The organism is Bacillus sp. YBsi01, assembly GCF_038406745.1.
In the GTDB taxonomy this organism is placed as follows: Bacteria; Bacillota; Bacilli; order Bacillales; family Bacillaceae; genus Bacillus; species Bacillus siamensis.
On the sequence record NZ_CP151679.1, the window covers coordinates 2,656,055 to 2,675,390 of the forward strand.

Annotated in this window: 19 protein-coding genes and 1 pseudogene; 6 read left to right on the forward strand and 14 right to left on the reverse strand. The window is 46.2% G+C overall.

What is annotated here, in order from left to right:
• Positions 1-4: 4 nt before the first annotated feature.
• From fnr to AADZ70_RS13335, 4 genes are all read right to left on the reverse strand, one after another.
• Complete coding sequence (gene fnr / locus AADZ70_RS13320; RefSeq protein WP_016937599.1) at positions 5-721, reverse strand: fumarate/nitrate reduction transcriptional regulator Fnr; 717 nt, start codon at positions 719-721, stop codon at positions 5-7.
• A 97-nt stretch (positions 722-818) separates the two neighbouring features.
• On the reverse strand, positions 819-2,009 hold the full coding sequence (locus AADZ70_RS13325) for a nitrate/nitrite transporter (protein ID WP_342007165.1): 1,191 nt from the start codon (positions 2,007-2,009) through the stop codon (positions 819-821).
• Between the two features lie 133 nt (positions 2,010-2,142).
• Positions 2,143-3,813: an arginine--tRNA ligase gene (argS, locus tag AADZ70_RS13330; RefSeq protein WP_016937597.1), complete on the reverse strand. Its 1,671-nt coding sequence runs from the start codon at positions 3,811-3,813 to the stop codon at positions 2,143-2,145.
• The gene (locus AADZ70_RS13335; protein ID WP_016937596.1) at positions 3,810-4,238 is read right to left on the reverse strand and encodes a DUF1934 domain-containing protein; all 429 of its coding nucleotides are present in this window, start codon (positions 4,236-4,238) and stop codon (positions 3,810-3,812) included. Before AADZ70_RS13335 ends, argS begins: the two co-directional genes overlap by 4 nt.
• 153 nt (positions 4,239-4,391) lie before the next feature.
• Here AADZ70_RS13335 and AADZ70_RS13340 point away from each other — a divergent pair.
• Positions 4,392-4,660, forward strand: a pseudogene (locus AADZ70_RS13340) (hypothetical protein); the annotation flags it as partial.
• A gap of 6 nt (positions 4,661-4,666) precedes the next feature.
• Here the strand turns inward: AADZ70_RS13340 and AADZ70_RS13345 are convergent.
• Both AADZ70_RS13345 and AADZ70_RS13350 read right to left on the reverse strand, forming a co-directional pair.
• Complete coding sequence (locus AADZ70_RS13345; RefSeq protein WP_016937595.1) at positions 4,667-6,043, reverse strand: YncE family protein; 1,377 nt, start codon at positions 6,041-6,043, stop codon at positions 4,667-4,669.
• 39 nt (positions 6,044-6,082) lie between these two features.
• Complete coding sequence (locus AADZ70_RS13350) at positions 6,083-7,438, reverse strand: YncE family protein (protein ID WP_342007166.1); 1,356 nt, start codon at positions 7,436-7,438, stop codon at positions 6,083-6,085.
• 230 nt (positions 7,439-7,668) lie between these two features.
• On the opposite strand from AADZ70_RS13350, the gene AADZ70_RS13355 reads away from it, so the two are divergent.
• Positions 7,669-8,814 carry a tetratricopeptide repeat protein gene (locus AADZ70_RS13355; RefSeq protein ID WP_016937593.1) on the forward strand — a complete coding sequence of 382 codons (1,146 nt, stop codon included), beginning with the start codon at positions 7,669-7,671 and terminating at the stop codon, positions 8,812-8,814.
• The gene (locus AADZ70_RS13360; protein WP_115996635.1) at positions 8,798-8,917 is read left to right on the forward strand and encodes a PhrC/PhrF family phosphatase-inhibitory pheromone; all 120 of its coding nucleotides are present in this window, start codon (positions 8,798-8,800) and stop codon (positions 8,915-8,917) included. The genes AADZ70_RS13355 and AADZ70_RS13360 overlap by 17 nt, the downstream gene beginning before the upstream one ends.
• 133 nt (positions 8,918-9,050) lie before the next feature.
• Here the strand turns inward: AADZ70_RS13360 and speB are convergent, their stop codons facing one another.
• Together speB and speE are read right to left on the reverse strand one after the other, a co-directional pair.
• A complete protein-coding gene (speB, locus tag AADZ70_RS13365; RefSeq protein ID WP_016937592.1) occupies positions 9,051-9,923 on the reverse strand; it encodes an agmatinase in 873 nt (290 codons plus the stop codon).
• Between the two features lie 59 nt (positions 9,924-9,982).
• Entirely contained in the window at positions 9,983-10,813 is an 831-nt protein-coding gene (gene speE / locus AADZ70_RS13370; RefSeq protein WP_013353957.1) for a spermidine synthase, read from the reverse strand.
• 199 nt (positions 10,814-11,012) lie between these two features.
• On the opposite strand from speE, the gene AADZ70_RS13375 reads away from it, so the two are divergent.
• Positions 11,013-13,085, forward strand: a complete 2,073-nt coding sequence (locus AADZ70_RS13375; protein ID WP_188154328.1) for a transglycosylase domain-containing protein — start codon at positions 11,013-11,015, stop codon at positions 13,083-13,085.
• Positions 13,086-13,109: 24 nt separating this feature from the next.
• On the opposite strand, the gene AADZ70_RS13380 is transcribed toward AADZ70_RS13375, so the two are convergent.
• The 3 genes from AADZ70_RS13380 to AADZ70_RS13390 all read right to left on the reverse strand — a co-directional run bounded on the left by AADZ70_RS13380 (position 13,110) and on the right by AADZ70_RS13390 (position 14,874).
• Positions 13,110-13,541: a hypothetical protein gene (locus AADZ70_RS13380; protein WP_188154327.1), complete on the reverse strand. Its 432-nt coding sequence runs from the start codon at positions 13,539-13,541 to the stop codon at positions 13,110-13,112.
• Between the two features lie 142 nt (positions 13,542-13,683).
• On the reverse strand, positions 13,684-14,202 hold the full coding sequence (locus AADZ70_RS13385) for a YwhD family protein (protein ID WP_016937589.1): 519 nt from the start codon (positions 14,200-14,202) through the stop codon (positions 13,684-13,686).
• A gap of 12 nt (positions 14,203-14,214) precedes the next feature.
• Positions 14,215-14,874: a site-2 protease family protein gene (locus AADZ70_RS13390; RefSeq protein WP_003151043.1), complete on the reverse strand. Its 660-nt coding sequence runs from the start codon at positions 14,872-14,874 to the stop codon at positions 14,215-14,217.
• Positions 14,875-14,979: 105 nt separating this feature from the next.
• On the opposite strand from AADZ70_RS13390, the gene AADZ70_RS13395 reads away from it, so the two are divergent.
• On the forward strand, positions 14,980-15,168 hold the full coding sequence (locus AADZ70_RS13395; RefSeq protein WP_003151042.1) for a 2-hydroxymuconate tautomerase: 189 nt from the start codon (positions 14,980-14,982) through the stop codon (positions 15,166-15,168).
• A gap of 38 nt (positions 15,169-15,206) precedes the next feature.
• Here AADZ70_RS13395 and AADZ70_RS13400 read toward each other — a convergent pair whose 3' ends face one another.
• Positions 15,207-15,626, reverse strand: coding sequence for a MarR family transcriptional regulator (locus tag AADZ70_RS13400; RefSeq protein WP_016937588.1), 420 nt, complete (start codon positions 15,624-15,626; stop codon positions 15,207-15,209).
• Positions 15,627-15,992: 366 nt separating this feature from the next.
• Between AADZ70_RS13400 and AADZ70_RS13405 the strand changes: the two genes are divergently transcribed.
• The gene (locus tag AADZ70_RS13405) at positions 15,993-17,372 is read left to right on the forward strand and encodes an amino acid permease (protein ID WP_016937587.1); all 1,380 of its coding nucleotides are present in this window, start codon (positions 15,993-15,995) and stop codon (positions 17,370-17,372) included.
• 63 nt (positions 17,373-17,435) lie between these two features.
• Here AADZ70_RS13405 and AADZ70_RS13410 read toward each other — a convergent pair whose 3' ends face one another.
• Both AADZ70_RS13410 and AADZ70_RS13415 read right to left on the reverse strand, forming a co-directional pair.
• The gene (locus AADZ70_RS13410) at positions 17,436-17,936 is read right to left on the reverse strand and encodes a YwgA family protein (RefSeq protein WP_007407653.1); all 501 of its coding nucleotides are present in this window, start codon (positions 17,934-17,936) and stop codon (positions 17,436-17,438) included.
• A 39-nt stretch (positions 17,937-17,975) separates the two neighbouring features.
• On the reverse strand, positions 17,976-19,277 hold the full coding sequence (locus AADZ70_RS13415) for an HD domain-containing protein (protein WP_016937586.1): 1,302 nt from the start codon (positions 19,275-19,277) through the stop codon (positions 17,976-17,978).
• Positions 19,278-19,336: the final 59 nt, after the last annotated feature.

Below are 19,336 nucleotides of genomic sequence, written 5' to 3' on the forward strand. Positions count from 1 at the left end.
TTTTTCAGTCAATATTACAGATTTCCAGCGGACAGTTTTCACATTCAATCTCACACCGTAAATAGTCCCGCTTGTGCAAAATAATTTTTCCGGTTTCGTCTATCGAAATAACCCCTTGTTTGCGCAGATCTCCCAGCATGCGGTTGACACTTTCCCGTGCCGCCGCACAAAACTTTGCCAAATCCTGATTTGTCAGCACAATGTTAATCAGAATCCCGTCGCTTCGTTCCACCCCGTAGCTGTTTGACAGACGGATAAGGGTGGAATAGAGCGCCCCTTTTTTGCCGTGAAGAAGCAGATCCCTGATCTTAGACTGGATTTTTCTCAGATGGGTGCTCATCCATTTCATAAATTCAAACGTCAAATTACCGTTTTGAATCAATTCCTTTTCCAGCTTGTTTTTATTAATGACGAGCACCTCGCCGTCCTCTAACACTTTTGCACTGAGCATATACCTCGGCTCTTCTGTGAACAGTGTCAGTTCCCCGACGATATCGTGTTTCTGGCAGATTCTAAGTGTCAGGTCTTTTCCGTCAGACGTCAGCTTGCCGATTTCAATGAGCCCCGATTGAATCAGATAAAGCTCTTCTGCATCCATTCCTTCTTGAAACAAATAGGTGTGTTTTTTCATTTTCTTTTTCGTGCTGATTGATTCCAGCAATTCATGCAGTTCACGGGAAAGAAGTTCTTTATCAGATTTTCGGACAGAGAGAATATTCATGAGCTCACCTCGAAGAAAGTCACGTTGCGTATATATATTGTAACGTGACTTGATTTGCACTCACCCAGAAAAAACTAACAATCTTGTGAATGGATCATTATGAATTGAGGCTCCGACTGTTTCTCTCCGTATGTGTTTTCATTCTTTCCTGCCAATACAGCCAGATCACAAGAACAAAGCTGGCTAACGCAACCTCTGAAAGCGCCATGAACCCGATCGCGTATTGGCCCGTTGCCTGAAATACACTTGCCAGAATCAGCGGAGGGAAAAAACCGCCCAGCCCTCCCATAGCAGACACAATACCGTTGGCAATCCCCGCCTGCTTCGAAAAATAGAAAGGCACCAGTTTAAATACCGTCCCGTTTCCAATCCCTGAGCAGACTGCCACCGTCAGTGATCCGAACGCATAGAGGCCGATCGCCGGCGAGAAAGACAGCATAACGCCTGACAGCGTAAGCCCTGCGAAAACGAACATCAAAATGCGGAGCGGGTTCATTTTATCGGCAAGAAATCCTCCCGCTGGCCTGAGCAGCGTAGAGACCGCAATAAAGCCGGCCGTCCGCAGCCCTGCATCCGCGGGGCTCAGCCTGAAATGCTCAACCAAAAAGTTCGGCAGATAGATGGTAAAGGCGACAAAAGCGCCAAACGTAATAAAATAAAACATGCTCAAAAACCACAGCACATGATTTCGGTAAACGGCTTTGATTTGGGTTTTCACGGAAACTTTGGCCTTCTTCTCATGCCGGTCGCCGAACAAAACGTGCAGTAATGCGAAAACAGCCAGCAAAACGAGATACATCTGAACGGCTGCTCTCCATCCCGCGGCCTGAGCGATAACCGGCGCCGCAAAAGTGGTAATGGCGGTTCCGATGTTTCCGGCACCGTAAATCCCATTGACGGCACCGTGCTTTTCTTTCGGATAATATTTCGGAAGCGACGTCACTCCGATGGAGAATACCGCCCCTCCGATCCCTAAGAAAAAGCCGCCCGCGATTAAATCAAACAGAGAATCCGCCATACTGATCCAAAACACGGGAAACAAAAGCAGGATGAAGCTGATCATGAACATCAGCCTCGCGCCGTACCTGTTCGTTAAATACCCTAAAGGAATGCGGAGAAGCGATCCTAGAATAACGGGAATCGCCGTCACCAATGAAATCTCGCCTTTGGTTAAATGAATATCTGATGTCATTTGGGAAATGAGCGATGAAATCAGCACCCACACCATAAACCCCGCCACTAAGCTTAATGACTGCAACGATAATTGAATATGTTGACGATTGATCATTCGGCTTGCCCCTTTCACTGATTCAATATCAGTCTTATCATACAAAAACTCGGTGTGCGGGATTGTGAAGTACATCACACGTTTTATATACAAAAAAAAGACAAAGCCCGAAGACTTTGTCCTATCATAATGATTACATTTTTTCCGGAGCCGATACGCCGATCAGCTGAAGCGCGTTGTTCAGCGTAATTTGCGTCGCCTTCATTAAAGAAAGGCGCGCGCGGCTCTTCTCTTCATTTTCCGGATCGATGACTTTCTCCGCATTGTAGAAACTGTGCAGAGCGGAAGCCAGATCATAAATATAATTTGTGACACGGTGCGGGATTCGCTTTTCCGCCGCTTCCGCCACTGCCTCAGGGAAGCCGCCGATCGTTTTCAGCAAGTCATATTCTTTTTCTGATTGAATATGGCTGAAATCAAGATCCGCCGCCGGTTTAAGCCCCTGCTCCTCCCCTTGGCGAAGCATGCTGCAAATACGGGCATGTGCGTATTGCGCGTAATACACAGGGTTTTCGTTAGATGTCGATACGGCAAGGTCCAAGTCAAAATCCATATGCGTATCAGCGCTGCGCATCGCGAAGAAATAACGGACTGCGTCAAGGCCGACCTCTTCAATCAGATCACGCATCGTGACGGCTTTCCCCGTACGTTTGCTCATCTTCATTTTTTCGCCGTCTTTATATAAATGAACGAGCTGAATGATTTCAACTTCCAATGTGCCTTTTTCGTAACCGAGCGCTTCAATTGCCGCTTTCATACGCGGAATATAGCCGTGGTGATCCGCGCCCCATACATTGATGAGCTTGTCGAATCCGCGGTCAAGTTTGTCTTTATGGTATGCGATATCCGGCAGCAGATAAGTGTATGAGCCGTCTTTTTTGATCAGCACGCGGTCTTTGTCGTCGCCGAACGTTGTGGAGCGGAACCATGTCGCGCCGTCCTCTTCGTATACATGGCCCTTTTCGCGAAGCGCCTCGAGCGCCTGATCAATTTTTCCGTTTTCGTACAGTGACGTTTCAGAATACCATACGTCAAACGGCACGCGGAAATTCTCCAGGTCGGAGCGGAGTTTATCAAGCTCGTACTTTAAGCCGTATTCACGGAAAAATGCCCGGCGTTCGCTCTCCTCTTCATGGACGAAGCGGTCGCCGAAATCTTCGGCAAGCTTTTTCCCGATAGCGATAATATCTTCCCCGCGGTAGCCGTCTTCCGGCATCGGTTTTTCGAGACCGAGCGCTTCAAAATAACGGACTTCAACGGAAAGCGCCAGATTGTTAATCTGGTTGCCCGCATCATTAATATAGTATTCGCGGCTCACATCATAGCCCGCTTTAGAAAGCACGCTGCACAGCGCGTCACCTACCGCCGCGCCGCGCGCATGGCCTAAGTGAAGATCTCCCGTCGGGTTGGCGGACACGAATTCAACCTGAATCTTTTCGCCCTGTCCGACGTTTGTCTCACCGTAATGTTCACCCGCTTCAAGCACGGACGGGATCAGTTTTGTTAAGTAGCTGTTGTTCATGTAAAAGTTGATAAAGCCCGGTCCCGCAATATCCATTTTTTCAATGGAAGCCTTTCCTTTATCAAATGACGCCACGATCTCCTCGGCGATTTGGCGCGGCGCTTTTTTTGCGATTCTCGCCAGCTGCATCGCCATGTTTGTGGAATAATCACCGTGTGTTTTGTCTTTCGGTGTTTCTAACAGTACGCTTGGAATCTGGCTTTCTTCCGCCAGGCCCGCTTTCAGAACGGCCGCTTTGATTTCTTCCTTCAGCACGTCCTTCATTTGTTCCGCAATGTTCATGCGTGAGTTCCTCCCTCATACGTGATCGTCATATTATGTAAATGCTGCTGCTCGTCTCCGACATGCATGTCATATGCGATGCTGATTCGGCCTTTTTCTTCACCGAGATCAGATTGAATCGATTTTGTGCTTGTTTCCAGCTCAAGCTCACCAAATGACATTTTATATTTCGCAATTGTGGAAGCTCCCGTTATGAAACGCTGATTCATTTTAACAGCACCTGACCTCATGATCAGGACTTCGCCTTCGCTCACCTTCACAATCGTTTTTACTTTGCCTAGGTCGTGTTCTTCATAATAAGATAGATACACTTTTTGTTGTTTTACATAGTAAAATCCGGTAGTACGGAATTCGATGACTTCCTCATTTCCGTCATCCTCGATCACAGACTTCACATGGAGTGTTATCGGTGTCTCTTGCTTCATTTTGACACGTCCTTTTCATCATTCCACTTTGACTTGAATAGTATAATCATTCAGCTTGTAAACTTCAACTGCTTCTATCTTACCATCATTGCTCATTAGATTTGAAGATAAACCTCATAAAAAGCAGTTCCTTATAAGAAGAGAAAATCATATCACTATGTCACCCAATCCGTGAAAAACATGACAGCAGCTTTTCAGAAACTCACACAGTCTCATCGAAGCTGCTGCGACTTCCGGCAACATAGATTGTGCAGCAGCTATGCCAACGATGTCAAAGCGCTGCGTGTTCGAAATCGTCAAAGCCGTCCCTTTCCGCTTTCACACGCCCCTTGCCGTATTAATGGGACTCGCGGTGTTACTGATTCGGCTCATTTATTTATAAACGATTGTCTTATCGCAGCTCTGCTTCTCTCAACCTATGAAATAAGCTACATTGCAATCGCAGATGGACCCGCGCCAACCGGGATCACCGTCACAGCTGTATAATCGCTCGTGCGGTACACGGTCACGGTATTGTCGTCGGGCTGCGCTGCATAAATGTACTGATTATCAGGTGTTACGGCGAGGTCAGAAGCGCCGGGGAGAGACACGTTTGCAATGATCCTCTGTCTAGCCGTATTAACTACGTATAAGTTATTAATGAGGAACGGTTCACTATATGGCTCTAGAAAATAAGCCCTAGTGCTATCGCGAGAAAATACAATCGTCCTCAGAGTTTCAAATAAACGGTTGAAGTCGCCTCCCCTGCTTAATGGTGACAAACTGATCTCCGTTACACCTTTCGGCAGCAGCTCACCATTCAACACATACGCAAAATTTCCAGCGTAAGGAGTGGCAATTAAACTGGGAAATTCAAATGTATCTATGATACTTTCTACCAACTGCCCAGTATTTACATCATATTTATCAACCGACCAACTGCTTCCATTAGCGGTATAGACATACTGTCCATTCGGATCAAGAGCAAAGTCTAAAGCGCCGGGTATCGGAATGACATCAATGACCGATTGAGAGGCCATGTTGATCATATATATAGATCCGGCGGCCATCACGTACGCGAACTCATCTGTTGAATCAAATTCAACCTTTCTCGGCCCTTCTCCAACAGTAATGGTATTTATGATGGTTAATGTTTTATTATCTAGCACTGAGACAAGGTTGGTATTCCCATGGAGGACAAACGTGAAAGCTTTATCAAAAGTAACGCCTAGATGAGTTGGCACGTCAGAAAAAGGGATTGTTTTTACAACAGTGTTTAAATCTGCATCAATAACCGAAACCGTGCTGTCTCCTGAATTGGCTGTAAACACATACGATTGAGGGTCTGGCGATGGCGGTAAAACAAGTGTCCCGGTCACCGTAAGCGGACTGCCGTAGAAAGGCGGTACAATGAGAAGATCTTCCACTGTTATTTGACTGAAATCAGGACAGCGGCCAGACTGCGCTGCATAATAAACGACTTGATCAATCTCTTCAGTATGAATCACAGAAACAGACCCGTCCCCTTGTCCATATTGATTTCGTACAGGCGACACACTGACAAGAAGCGTAACTGTACCTTTTACTCTCACGGCATATCGAACACCGATATCTTCTGGTTCCGGCCCAGTCTGGATTAAGCAAGGCTCACTGATACATAATAAATGAGCAGTACTCCATGTAACCGCCGCAGCTGCTTCGGCAGAATCAATAGTGAACCCCTCGGGAATGTCAATCGGCACTTGAAACGGCGCTTCTCTGCTAATTTCCTCATCACAAAAACAGAAACAATTTTCCTGTAAAGCAGAAAGATCATTCTTTTTCATGAATTCACGTCCTTTTAGAAATGTACAGCATGCAGTTGGTTAAATCACAATATCTCCCGGTGAAACCCCAAGAGATATCACAGTTACCACAGAATTATCATCCGTGTTGTAAACAGTGATGTTCTGCTCTAAAAAATGAGCAGCATACAGAAATTCGCCATTCGGAGTAAACGCAAAGTCTCTTGCCGATTGCGGAACATTTCCTATAACGCCTGCACCATTCGGACTGACAGCATATAAATTGCCAGTGAAGCTGTCATGTAAATACACCCCTGATCCACTCGTAAACATTACATATTGGCCATCAGGCTCCAGCTCTTGGGTAATGCTGACCGTAAACGTATTTAAGTCAATAACCGTCAAATAATTGAACAAGAATTCTTGTTCTAAGACATACGCATACCGCTCCGGCCAATTTGTTTCTATGGATGATACGATAAGCTCTCGTTCAATCGTTCCTGTGACTTCACCGGTGAATAGGTCCACTTTTTGCACTGAACCAAAATCAAGAACATAGGCGAATAACCCATTGGGATCAATTGCAAAATCAAACCCTTCCACAGGAATCGACCTATCCACAGTTAACGTATCAATTCCAATCACATAAATCGCAGTAACGCCGAGAACATAAGCAAACTCATGATTTGGGATACATTTTATCGATCTAGGCGGCTGATCCAGCAGTACGGATGCTGTCACTGTTAAAGTGTCATAATCGATGACAGAAATCACATTATTGTCGAAGTGCAAAACAAACACAGCGCTTTTATCCGGAGTTATTTCAATACCTGTCGGCCGGTACGGCAGAGCAATCGTTGTCACAACAGTATGAGTGTTTGTATCAATCACAGAAACTGATTGATCATTTGGATTCGCTGTAAACGCATAAACGGGTTCCGGCTCAGGAACAAACACAATCGTGCCCGTCACCGATAAAGGACTGCCATAGAATGGCGGAACGACAACAAGGTTCTCGATGGTAATGTCACTGACATCCGGGCAATCATCGGGTTCATCAGAATAATAGACGACTTGGTCAATCTCTGCATTGCGGATGACAGAAACAGACCCGTTCCCTTGTCCATATTGATTTCGCACTGGTGAGACACTGACGAGAAGCGTAACAGTTCCCTGCAGGCGCACTGCGAATTGAACACCGATTTCATCAGGCTCAGGCCCCGTCTCAATGAAACAGCGTTCAATGACACAAGAAAGGCTGTCTGCATTCCACGTCACGTTTGCAACAGCTTCAGCCGGATCAACGACAAACCCCTCAGGCAATTCAATTGGCGCTTGAAACATCGCTTCACGGCTTGCTTCTTCCTCGCAAAAACATAAACATTCTTCTTGTGCGGCTCCTGCTTTTTCTTTAAAGGAAAGCTTGTTAGTTCTCATATCTTCACTTCCTTTTCAGACATACACTGCTCACGCAGATACAACAGAATATGGAAGATGCACTTGTTTGCTTGTACAAATTGTCGGGGATCATAGCGGATTTTTGAAATGATATCCGCAGACATGCAGTTTTAACGAAAGAAAACATTGCGGTTTTTTTGCGCTATCCTTCCGAATGAAAATGATAAAATATGTCATATACATAACGTGGAAGGGAGGGATTCGGAATAGTGGCGAGTGTTGTATCGTCTTCAGCGGTTGGAGAAAAAATCAACGAATGGTATATGTATATTCGAAGGTTCAGCATCCCGGACGCCGAGTACTTGCGGAGAGAAATCAAAGAAGAGCTTGCAAGCCTGGAAGATGACCAGGATCTTCATCTGTACTATTCTCTCATGGAATTCCGCCACAATCTGATGCTCGAATACCTCGAACCGCTGGAATCGCAGCGGATAGAAGAACAGCCGAGACTATCGGATCTGCTCGCGGATATTGATAAAAAGCAGGCCCGGCTGACCGGACGCCTTGATTATTATTTTAATTTTTTCCGGGGGATGTATGAGCTGGAATGCCGTGAGTATCTTTCAGCTATTCAGTTTTTTAAGAAAGCTGAAAGCAAATTGACGTACGTTACAGATCAGATAGAAAAAGCGGAATTTTACTTTAAGATGTCAGAAGTCTATTACTATATGAAACAAACTTATGTTTCAATGGACTATGCGCGGCAAGCTTATTTAATTTATAAAAATGGGGATAATTATAGCATTAGGTTGACTCAGTGCCATTCTTTGTTTGGCGCTAATTATCTTGATGTAAAGCAATATGATCATGCAATATCCCACTTTCAAAAAGCATATACGATGGCTGAACTGGATCAGCAGCCTCAATTAATGGGGAGAACACTTTTTAACATCGCTTTATGCTACAATAATCAAAATAATAAAGATGAAGCCATTCCTCATTTAAAAGAAGCCATAGCTGTTTTTGAAAAAGCTCAAATGAGTCATTCACTTCCGCAGCCCTACTTCTTACTTACACAGATTTATTTTAAGTTAGAAAATATAGATAACGCGTACGATTATCATAAAAAAGGTATCTCAATATGTAAGGAAATAGATGATATAATTTACGAGGAAAAGTTTAAATTTTTGGAATGTTTGTATATGCCGGATCCAAGAGATACGTTAATAAACGATTGTCTGCATTTTCTTGAAAGTAAATTGATGTATGCTGATATTGAGGAATTAGCCCTTGATGTAGCTAAATATTATTACACAAAAGAAGAATATAAAAAAGCTTCTGTATACTTTTTAAAAGTTGAAGAAGCCAGACAGCAGATCGAAGGAGGAGTGAATTTATATGAAATTGAAGTATAAATTACTTATAGTCTGTTTTGCTGTGAGTACGCTATTAGTATCAGCAGGAATAACGAATAGTTTAACTCCTCATTATTATATATCTGAACGTGCAATGATCTGAATTTATAATGAAAGATTTCACTTTAGGTTTGCGGTGACAATTCCCTTGAGTTTTTTTATTCAAGAGATAGATTCTATTACAAAAACCCGGAACAAAGGCTTCTTCTGCCCTATTATTCCGGGTTTTTTTCTTTCTACTTCACAAACCCAAGCAGCATTTCACGAATCATCTTGCTTGCCGTGTTTGCGGTTTGTTCTGAGTGGTCATAGACCGGTGCGACTTCTACGAGGTCAGCGCCTTTTACGTTGACTTCTGAGCGCGCGATTTCATGGATGGAGGCGAGCAATTCCTTAGACGTGATGCCTCCTGCGTCAACCGTGCCCGTTCCCGGCGCATGAGCGGGGTCAAGAACGTCAATATCAATGGTGACGTAAACAGGACGGCCCGCGAGCTGCGGCAGCACTTTTTTCAGCGGCTCAAGCACTTCAAACTTAGAAATGTGCATGCCGTTTTCTTTCGCCCATTCAAATTCTTCCTTCATTCCGGAACGGATGCCGAATGAAAATACGTTCTGCGGCCCGATGAGCTCGGCCGCTTTGCGGATCGGAGTAGAGTGGGAAAGCGGTTCGCCTTCATAATCCGTGCGCAGGTCAGTGTGCGCGTCAAAATGAATGATGGCAAGGTCCGGAAACTTCTTATACATAGCTTTTATGACAGGCCATGATACAAGGTGCTCCCCTCCCATGCCGAGCGGGAACTTTCCTTTTTCTAAAATGCTGTCCACGTATTCCTCAATCATATCAAGACTTCTTTGCGGATTGCCGAACGGAAGCGGAATGTCGCCGGCGTCAAAGAAATTCAAATCAGCCAGATCACGGTCGAGATACGGGCTGTATTCTTCAAGACCGATAGACACCTCGCGAATTCTGTTTGGGCCAAAGCGTGAGCCCGGGCGATAACTGACCGTCCAATCCATCGGCATGCCGTAAAGGATGGCGTCCGCCTCTTTCCAGTCGGGACGGCTTGCGATAAATACTTTTCCTGAATAAGCTTCATCAAATCTCATCTATAATACCCTCGCTTTCCTGTAAAAAAGCGCAAGATTCGCTCCTGCGCCATACATTTTTATTTGATTAAGTCGCTCACAAATTTCGGAAGAACAAATGCCGCTTTGTGAAGCTCTTTCGTGTAATACTTCGTATCGATGTCGAAGAAACGGCTGTCCTCCACTTCAAGCGGATCGTACTTTTTAGAACCGATTGTAAATGTCCACAGACCGCTTGGGTACGTCGGGATATTTGCCGTATACAGGCGGGTGATCGGGAAGATTTCTTTCACGTCACGCTGTACGTTTGTAATCAGTTCCGGCGTAAACCACGGGTTGTCCGTCTGCGCGACGAAGATGCCGTCTTCTTTTAACGCCTTGGAAATTCCGGCATAGAAGCCTTTTGAGAACAGATTGACGGCCGGTCCGACCGGCTCTGTTGAATCAACCATGATGACGTCATACTCATTTTCTGATTTTGCGATGTGCATGAAGCCGTCATCGACTCTTACGTCGACGCGCGGGTCATCAAGTTTGCCCGCAATGGACGGAAGAAATTTTTTAGAGTATTCAATGACCTTGCCGTCAATGTCGACAAGCGTCGCTTTTTTTACGCCCGGGTGCTTCAAAATCTCTCTGATGACACCGCCGTCTCCGCCGCCCACAACGAGGACGTTTTCCGGATTCGGGTGCGTAAATAAGGGTACGTGCGCAACCATTTCATGATAAACGAATTCGTCTTTTTCAGAAGTCATGACCATTCCGTCTAAGAACAGCATGTTTCCGAATTCTTCTGTCTCTACCATTTCCAGATGCTGAAATTCAGTCTGTTCAGTATGTAATGTTTGCTTCACCTTTAATGTAATGCCGAAATTCTTCGTCTGCTTCTCCGTATACCAAAGCTCGCTCAATTGTCATCTCCCTTTCAAGGCTTATTTCATTTATTGTAAGCGTCTGTTTCGCTTTTATTCCGGTTAAAATCTCATTTTCACCTAAGGAAAAAGTATAGAGGATGGAGGGGAAAAAGTAAAGAAGTGTCCGGTTTGATATGTTTAAAAAACCCCCTTTTTTCACATAATAATAGAATCATGAAAAAGGGGGTTCCCAAAAGTGGATAAAGTATCTGGAAAACAGCTCAGAATCACGCTCAAAATCATCCGCGCCTGCATCTTTCTGACACTGATCGGCGGAATGCTGGCCGGTGTCTGCTTCACATCCGTTCTTCTTGCAGCGAAATGGCAGGGCGCCCCCTCCGTCCGGGTCCCTCAGTCTACGATTCTTTATGCAAATGACGGCTCAAAGCTGGGAGAGACCGATTTCGGTGAAAAACGCTATTGGGTCCGGTTAAAAGATATTAATCCGGTGGCGGTGCAGGCCGCCATTGCGGTAGAGGATCAAAACTTTTACAGCCACCACGGATTTGATTACCGGCGGATGGCCGCTGCCGCGCTTGCTGACATAAAAGCAATGGCCAAGGTTCAGGGCGCCAGCACCATCACCCAGCAATACGCAAGAAACCTCTATCTTGAGCATGATAAGACATGGAAACGAAAATGGAATGAAGCATTTTATACGATCCGCCTTGAACAGAACTATTCTAAAAACGAGATTTTAGAAGGTTATGTAAATACGATATATTACGGCCACGGCGCATACGGAATTGAAGCCGCCTCCCGCCTGTATTTCGGCAAACACGCCAAAGATCTGAACGATGCGGAAGCCGTGCTTTTGGCAGGCATACCGAAAGGCCCGTCCGGCTATTCGCCTTATGTCAGTGAAAAGAAGGCCAAACAGCGCCAGGAAACGATTCTCCGATTGATGACCGAACAGAAAATGATCTCAAAAGAAAAGGCGGAAAAACTCAAGAAAACACCGCTTGCCTATCAGCCGCTGAAAAACAGAACCGCGGCAAAAACAGCGCCTTATTTTTACGATGATGCGATGAAAGAACTCGAGAAAAAGCTCGGGATGACGCGCGAACAGCTGACAACGAGCGGGCTGCGTGTTTATACAACGCTTGATAAGCGCATGCAGCGGATCGCAGAAAACACTGTGGCACATACGATCCGTACCGGCTCTGACATTCAGGTCGGCTTTTCCGCGATTGATCCGGCAACAGGGCGCGTACTTGCGCTGATCGGCGGACGTGATTACGAAAAAAGCCCGTTTGACCGGGCGACACAGGCGAAACGCCAGCCGGCTTCCACGATCAAGCCGCTTTTATACTACAAAGCGATTCAAAGCGGCTTTACTCCGGTCACGCTGATGAAAAGCGAAGAAACAGAGTTTCAGATTGACGATAATGGAGATACTTATTCTCCAAGCAATTACAACGGCTACTACGCCAATAAACCGATTACGCTGCTTCAGGCGCTTGCGTTATCAGACAACATCTATGCCGTGAAGACCCACCTCTTTCTCGGCATGAATAAGCTCGTGTCGGCGGCAAAGGAATTCGGCATCAGCGAACATTTAAAGCCCCTTCCGTCTCTGGCGCTCGGAACTGAACCCGTGCGCCCGATTGAAATGGTCAATGCCTACGCGATGCTCGCAAACGGGGGGAAACAAATCACCCCTTCCTTTATCACAAAAGTAACGGATACTGCCGGCAATATCTTGTATGAACAGCCGCGCAGACATCAGCAGGCGCTCGATAAAAAAGCCGCATTTGTGACGGCGAGCATGATGACGGGCATGTTTGATCAGGATTTAAACGGCTATACTTCCGTCACAGGGCGCACCATTTCAGACAGGCTGACCCGGACGTACGGCGGGAAATCAGGCACCACAAGCGCAGACAGCTGGATGATCGGCTTTAATCCCGCTCTTGCCGCCGGTGTTTGGACAGGCTATGACAAAAGCAGCACGATTGATTCCGTAGAGGAAAAAAGCTATGCAAAGACGATTTGGGCGGACTTTATGGAGAAGGCGCTCGAAGGAGAACCGGAAATAGCGCTTAAACCGCCGAAGGGCGTCACGGGCGTCTATATCGATCCCGCATCCGGCTACACTTCCGGACCCGGATGCGCCGCAAAGCATTATACGTATTTCATCGCAGGCACTGAGCCCGCGGATGTGTGCTATGGACCGGAACCGTCTAAAAAAGAAAAGGAACACGCTCCCGCCCGCAAGGAACCTCCGCGCAGAAAGTGGTGGGATAAGTGGCTCGGCAAAAAAGACTAAGCCCGGTGCATCGTGCGCCGGGCTTTACTCCGCTTCTTCCTCAAGCACCCACGGGAGCAAGAGTGAAAAGTCGAGATGGATAATAGGATCGGGAAAATCCTTCGGTATAAAAAATGTTGTACTCGGCAAAGAAAATGAAAAGCGGATATCTCCCGCTCTCTCAATATGATACTCCGGACAGCCTTCCCTAAGCCTGCCGACAATCGGATAACTGCCCGCATAATGATGCAGGCCGTTTTCCTTTCCATGCTCCCCCAAGTCGTGACAGACAGCCGGACGAATCCCAAACTGTGTAAACAGCCTTGTTTTCTCAGCGGGAAGGAGATTCATCGCCTCGGAAAAGTTCCGGCAGCTCCCGCAATCGCAAGGTTCAGCCCATGATTTTTCATATTGTTTTCTCGTTTCCGCCGCATCTGCTTCAATGACCCAAGGCCCGATTTCAAATACGGTGAACATGATGAAACCTCCGCTAAACATGAAAAACCCCGAGTCTTGGTTCGGCTCGGGACTTTCCATGTCCTGATTCTGTATCAACAGTTTACTCAGTAAAAATGTAAAATAGTGCAAATATTTATAAAGTTCACAAAAAGTTCACAAATTATTTTTCTTCCGGAAGCAGACCCGTCTTCAATTCATCAGATGAACGGTCCCAGAGCCCTTGGTCATGCTTCTGAAGAAATTCAGCAAGCACCTGCTTTGAGCTGTCATCCATTTTATCCACGATAATGCGGCGCTTCATTGATTTATCCATTAAATTCACATGCTCCGGCAATGACTTATAACCTCTGCGGATACTTCTGTCCACGGTCATTTCACAAGCCGTCACACCCGCGTAATAAGGGCCTTCTTCTTTTCTGTCAATGGTGACCCACACGAGCCAGTACGGTTTTCCGTTCGGCACTTCATCCTTGTTCGGCAGGAATTTGATCCCTTTTTCTACGACACTGCGGGCGTGCATGGCGCCGATATCGACGAAGGCTTCCTTCTCTTCCACATCGACAAATACCGGAGAAATATTGTCAAGGCTCAGCGATCCGGCGCCGAAACCGCCATGTCCGTCGGTCGGATCACTTTTAATGATATTAAATCCGATTGTTTTTTTCTTTTTTTCTTCCATGAAAATACCCTCCTACAAAAGCGGTTGAAATATAATGGCAAAAACCTTGAGAATCCAGTCTCTACCCTCGCTTAACAGCGGCCACACGACATAGGAGCCGACCGGTGTCACAAACAAAACGAGAAACACGATGATCCCGTAGCTCTCAAATTGAGTCATTTTCGCGCGCACCCGCGGCGGCACGAGATCCTCAATAATCCGGTAGCCGTCAAGCGGAGGAAGCGGCAGCAGGTTGAATAAACAAAGCGCGAGATTCAGCTGAATCCATATAGAGAAAAAGCGGTCAAGCCCCATGCTGAATGCCGAAAGCAGCTCCATTCCGTAAGCATGCATCAACACTAGCAAAAAGAAACCGATAAAGGCAAGAAGCAGGTTGCTTACAGGCCCGGCGACGGAAACCAGCACCCCGGCCAGCCGCGGTCTTTTAAAGGCGCGGCGGTTCACCGGCACCGGACGGGCCCAGCCGAAACCCGCGACCAAAATAAGAATGGTTCCGAAAACATCAAGATGTTTAATCGGATTGAGCGTTAATCTTCCCTGTCTCGCCGCTGTATCATCACCGAACCGATACGCGACATACGCGTGCGCCAGTTCATGCATCGTAAATGCCACGATCAGCGTAATGACGACATAGGGCATAAGCTCCAACGGATAATATAAAAATCTGTCCAAATGTAAAAATCCCCTTTTTTAAAAAATGCAAGATTGTCCTTCATTCAGTATACTATAAGTGATCTCTCTTCCAAAGAGAGGAAACGATAAAGGAGGATCAGCACCATGCCGCTCGTAACCGTTAAAATGCTTGAAGGCCGCACAGATGAACAAAAACGGAATCTGGTTGAAAAAGTAACAGAAGCCGTCAAAGAAACGACAGGCGCAGCCGAAGAAAAGATCATTGTCATGATTGAAGAAATGAGAAAGGATCATTACGCCGTCGCCGGCAAACGGATCAGCGATACGGAGTAATCCTTGATAAAGGCCGGCAATGCTGTACGCAGGCCGGCTTATTTCACAATCTTTTCAACCAGGCTGAAAAAGATTTTCTTTTCTTCCTCTGTCAATGCTTCGAACAGTTCGTCAATCAGCAGCTGCCGGTTTTCAATCATTTGCATGGCCGCCATTTTTCCCGATTCGGAAAGCGTCATCCATACCGTGCGGCGGTCTTCGTTGTTTCTCGACCTTTCTACGAACCCTTCTTTTTCTAAATGATTGAGAGCGGTTGTCGTGGCGGAAGGTGATAATGTAACCTCCTGCAATATATCTTTAATCGTACACGTGCCGTGCCGGTAAATAATCCTCAGAATAAATCCTCTGATATTATTGATACTCTTCGGAATTGTCGCCTCATCAAGCTTTTTCGTGCTCTTTAAATACTTTGTAAGAGCGTAATCCAGTACATTTGCTTGTAAGTTATCGTGCTTCATGCAGAAACTCCCCATTTCAAGATGCATCCATCATCATTTGTTAGTTTTTTATTACATTTTACTGATACCTTACGGAGAAAGTCAAAATTCCGGCCGGAATGCCCGCAACTTTTATCCTGCCTCGTACAGACTTTTGTCTCCCTCTTTTTTACCATATCCTTTTATGCAATGCTGGTTTTATAGACACGATTCAGGTAAAATCATAAAGGTGGCTGATCTGATCGGATGCGGCAGACAATATGATTGGAAAAGAAACGAAACAGACAGGGAAACAGAACACAGGATTGTTGATTACACAGAAGATGTGACACGGGTAAAAGCCAAAGAGCTCCTCTTGGTTTTTGCTTTCGGATGGAGGGATGCGTGTTGCGGAATATCCTACAAAAAAAAGACATCACCCAGCTGCTTGAACAAAGCAGAAACAGGCAGACTGCCAAAACGATGGGTGGATTTGATTTAACATTACTGGGCATCGGCGCCGTCATCGGGACGGGTGTCATGGTCCTTACAGGCATTACGGCCGCGAAAAACGCCGGGCCTTCCGTTATCTTTTCTTTTATCATTGCAGCCGTTGTCTGCAGCCTTGCAGCATTATGTTACGCCGAAATCGCTTCTGTTCTCCCGGTTTACGGAAGTGCTTATATTTACTCTTACACGACGATGGGAGAAATTATCGGCCATTTAATGGGCTGGACGCTCTTATCCGTTTATATGGTGACGGCATCCGCGGTCGCAAGCGGCTGGTCAAGCTATTTCAATAATCTGTTAGCCGAAATCGGCATGCCTTTGCCGGACAGTCTGCTGCACGTGCCGAGCCAGGGAGGCATCGTCAACCTTCCTGCCATCATCATTACTCTATTAATTGCGGTCGTTCTGTCACGCGGCTCCAAAGAGAGCAAAACATTTAATAATATAATGGTTCTCGTAAAAATCGGAATTGTTTTGCTGTTTATCATCACAGGCAGCTTTTTTGTAAAGCCGGGCAATTGGCATCCTTTTATGCCTTTTGGAATGAAAGGCGTCATCACAGGGGCTTCTGCCGTCTTTTTTGCGTTTCTCGGGTTTGACGCGATTTCCGCTTCGGCTGAAGAGGTCAAAAAACCGCAGCGCAACCTGCCGATCGGCATTATCGGTTCACTGGTGATCTGTACATTAGTATACGTCATTGTCTGTCTCGTCATGACGGGGATGGTTCCGTATACACAGCTAAATGTGCCGGAAGCCATGTCTTATGTATTGCAGACTGTCGGACAAAATGCGGTGGCGGGCGTGATCGCTGCAGGAGCGGTGATCGGGCTGATGGCCGTCATTCTCGCGCATACGTATGCAGCGACCCGCATATCCTTGGCGATGGCAAGAGACGGAATGCTGCCGAAAGTCTTTACCATTGTCGGAAAGAAATCGGGAGCGCCGATCTTTAATACGTGGCTGATCGGACTGATCAGTGCATGCATTGCGGGTTTTGTTGATCTGAAAGAACTGTCGGATCTCTCAAACATCGGCGCATTGCTGACATTCGCCATGGTCAGTCTGTCCGTGCTGATTCTGCGCCGCACTCATAAGGATCTGCCTCGGGGATTTAAAGTGCCTTTCGTTCCCGTACTGCCGATTTTGGCCATTATCTGCTGTTTGTTTTTAATGGTCAATCTGCCGCTGAAAACGTGGCTTTATTTTGCCGCCTGGCTGATCATCGGCGTGATCGTTTACTTTTTATATTCGTACAAGCACAGCAAATTGAGACAATAAACAAAACCAGGCCCGCATGTTGCGGCCTGGTTTTTACATAAAAAAAGACGAAAGCCATCGCCTTTAACAAATGTGTTTCAGCTCTTCTATGTAGTGAAGCGCCTCATCATATTCTTCATCTGTATATTTCTGCTTGCTCTTTATCGTAAACACTTTCTCTTTCTTTTCCTCAGCTTCAAGGCCGTCAAAATACAAAATCGTAGACACCAGCTCCAGAAACCGGGATGAACGGCTGTTGACGCTGTCGATGTACTTCTTCATATCCGGCATCGTCAGCTCCGCGTGATGTAAAAACTCAGCGCCCGTCTCCGTCAGCGAATACCGGTATTGAAAGTAGCCGCCCTTTTTTTCCTTCACCTCATCCAGAAACCCAAGATTGCACAGCTCTTCAATTCGAAGCGTCAGTTCTTCGGAATACGGGCCGTAAAAATGAAAATCATATTTTTCGTAGAAAGGATACTGCATTTTCTTCGCGATATAAATGATTTTCTGCAGCTTTTTCCGCCCGATGATTTCTCCAGAATCCGAGAACACCTTCATCAGTTTTGCATGTTCTTTCAACAAATTCCCGACATCTCCTTTTCCTTCTTTACCAAAATCCTTTTATGTCAGTCCCAGCAGCTGCCGGATTTTTAATTTCGCTTCAGGGTTTTCTGAATCGTCAAAAATGAGGTCCATCGGATAGTACAGCTTATGATCCGTCCGCAGTTTCCCCGAAATGGATTCGACAATGGCGGACTGCCTGGACAGCTCTTTGATCTGGCCGTTCTGCGTTAACAGATGAATCGGCAGACGCTCCTCCTCTTCACCCGGTCGGTAAAAATCATACGGCAGATCCGATGAAGAATCGACCACCAAATAATAATTGGGATCAATTCCCGCCTCTTTAAACAGAGCAGTCAGTTCAAAATAAGCCGACATTTCCTCATTCGGGTTAAATTCGGCATACTGAAACAGCTGGCGGTTAATAAAGCGGCGGCACAAGTCGGACAGAATCTGATCCTCTTCATCCTCCCAAGCCTGGAAATAATATAAAATGATAGCTTCATCTAACTTCAGATAATCCTCAAGCGTCAGCTTCCCTTCAAAGATGGAATAAAAATGAACGGGAGCATGCGTGAAGATATACCCTTCTTCATGGAGCTGCTTCGCACGGTGGAGGATTTTCGTCAAAATGACTTCAGCGCTTCTCGTCACGGGATGAAAATACACCTGCCAATACATTTGATAGCGGCTCATAATATAGTCTTCGACGGCGTGCATGCCGCTTTGCTTAATGACGATCTGGTCCTCACGCGGACGCATCACCCTTAAAATCCGTTCCATATCAAAATGTCCGTAGCTGACGCCCGTATAGTACGCGTCCCGCTGAAGATAATCCATCCGGTCGGCGTCAATCTGGCTCGAAATCAGGCTGACCACCTGTTTGTTTCTGTATGTTTTAGCAATGACTTCTGCAACATCCTGCGGAAATCCGGGACCCGCCTTTCTGAGAACCTGATTCACCTCGGTATCGCCGAGAATAATTTCTCTCGTAAAGTCTTCATGATCCAGATGAAAAACCTTTTCAAAGGAATGCGAAAACGGCCCATGTCCCAAATCGTGCAAAAGCGCGGCGCTGAGACAGAGTTCGCGTTCATTGTCATCCCATTCAGGGCGCCCTTTAAAAACATCGTCAACCATTCTTCTGACAATCTCATAGACGCCGAGAGAATGGTTAAAACGGCTGTGTTCCGCGCCGTGAAACGTCAAATACGTCGTACCGAGCTGTTTGATCCGGCGCAGCCGCTGAAATTCACGGGTGCCGATCAAATCCCAGATCAGCTTGTCCCGCACATGTACATAGCGGTGAACGGGATCTTTAAACACTTTTTCTTCTGATAATTTTCCATTTGGATACGCCATCGTCATTCCCTCTTTTTTTTAGCCGTGATTCTATTATATCGGCTCAGTCTTTTGAAAAC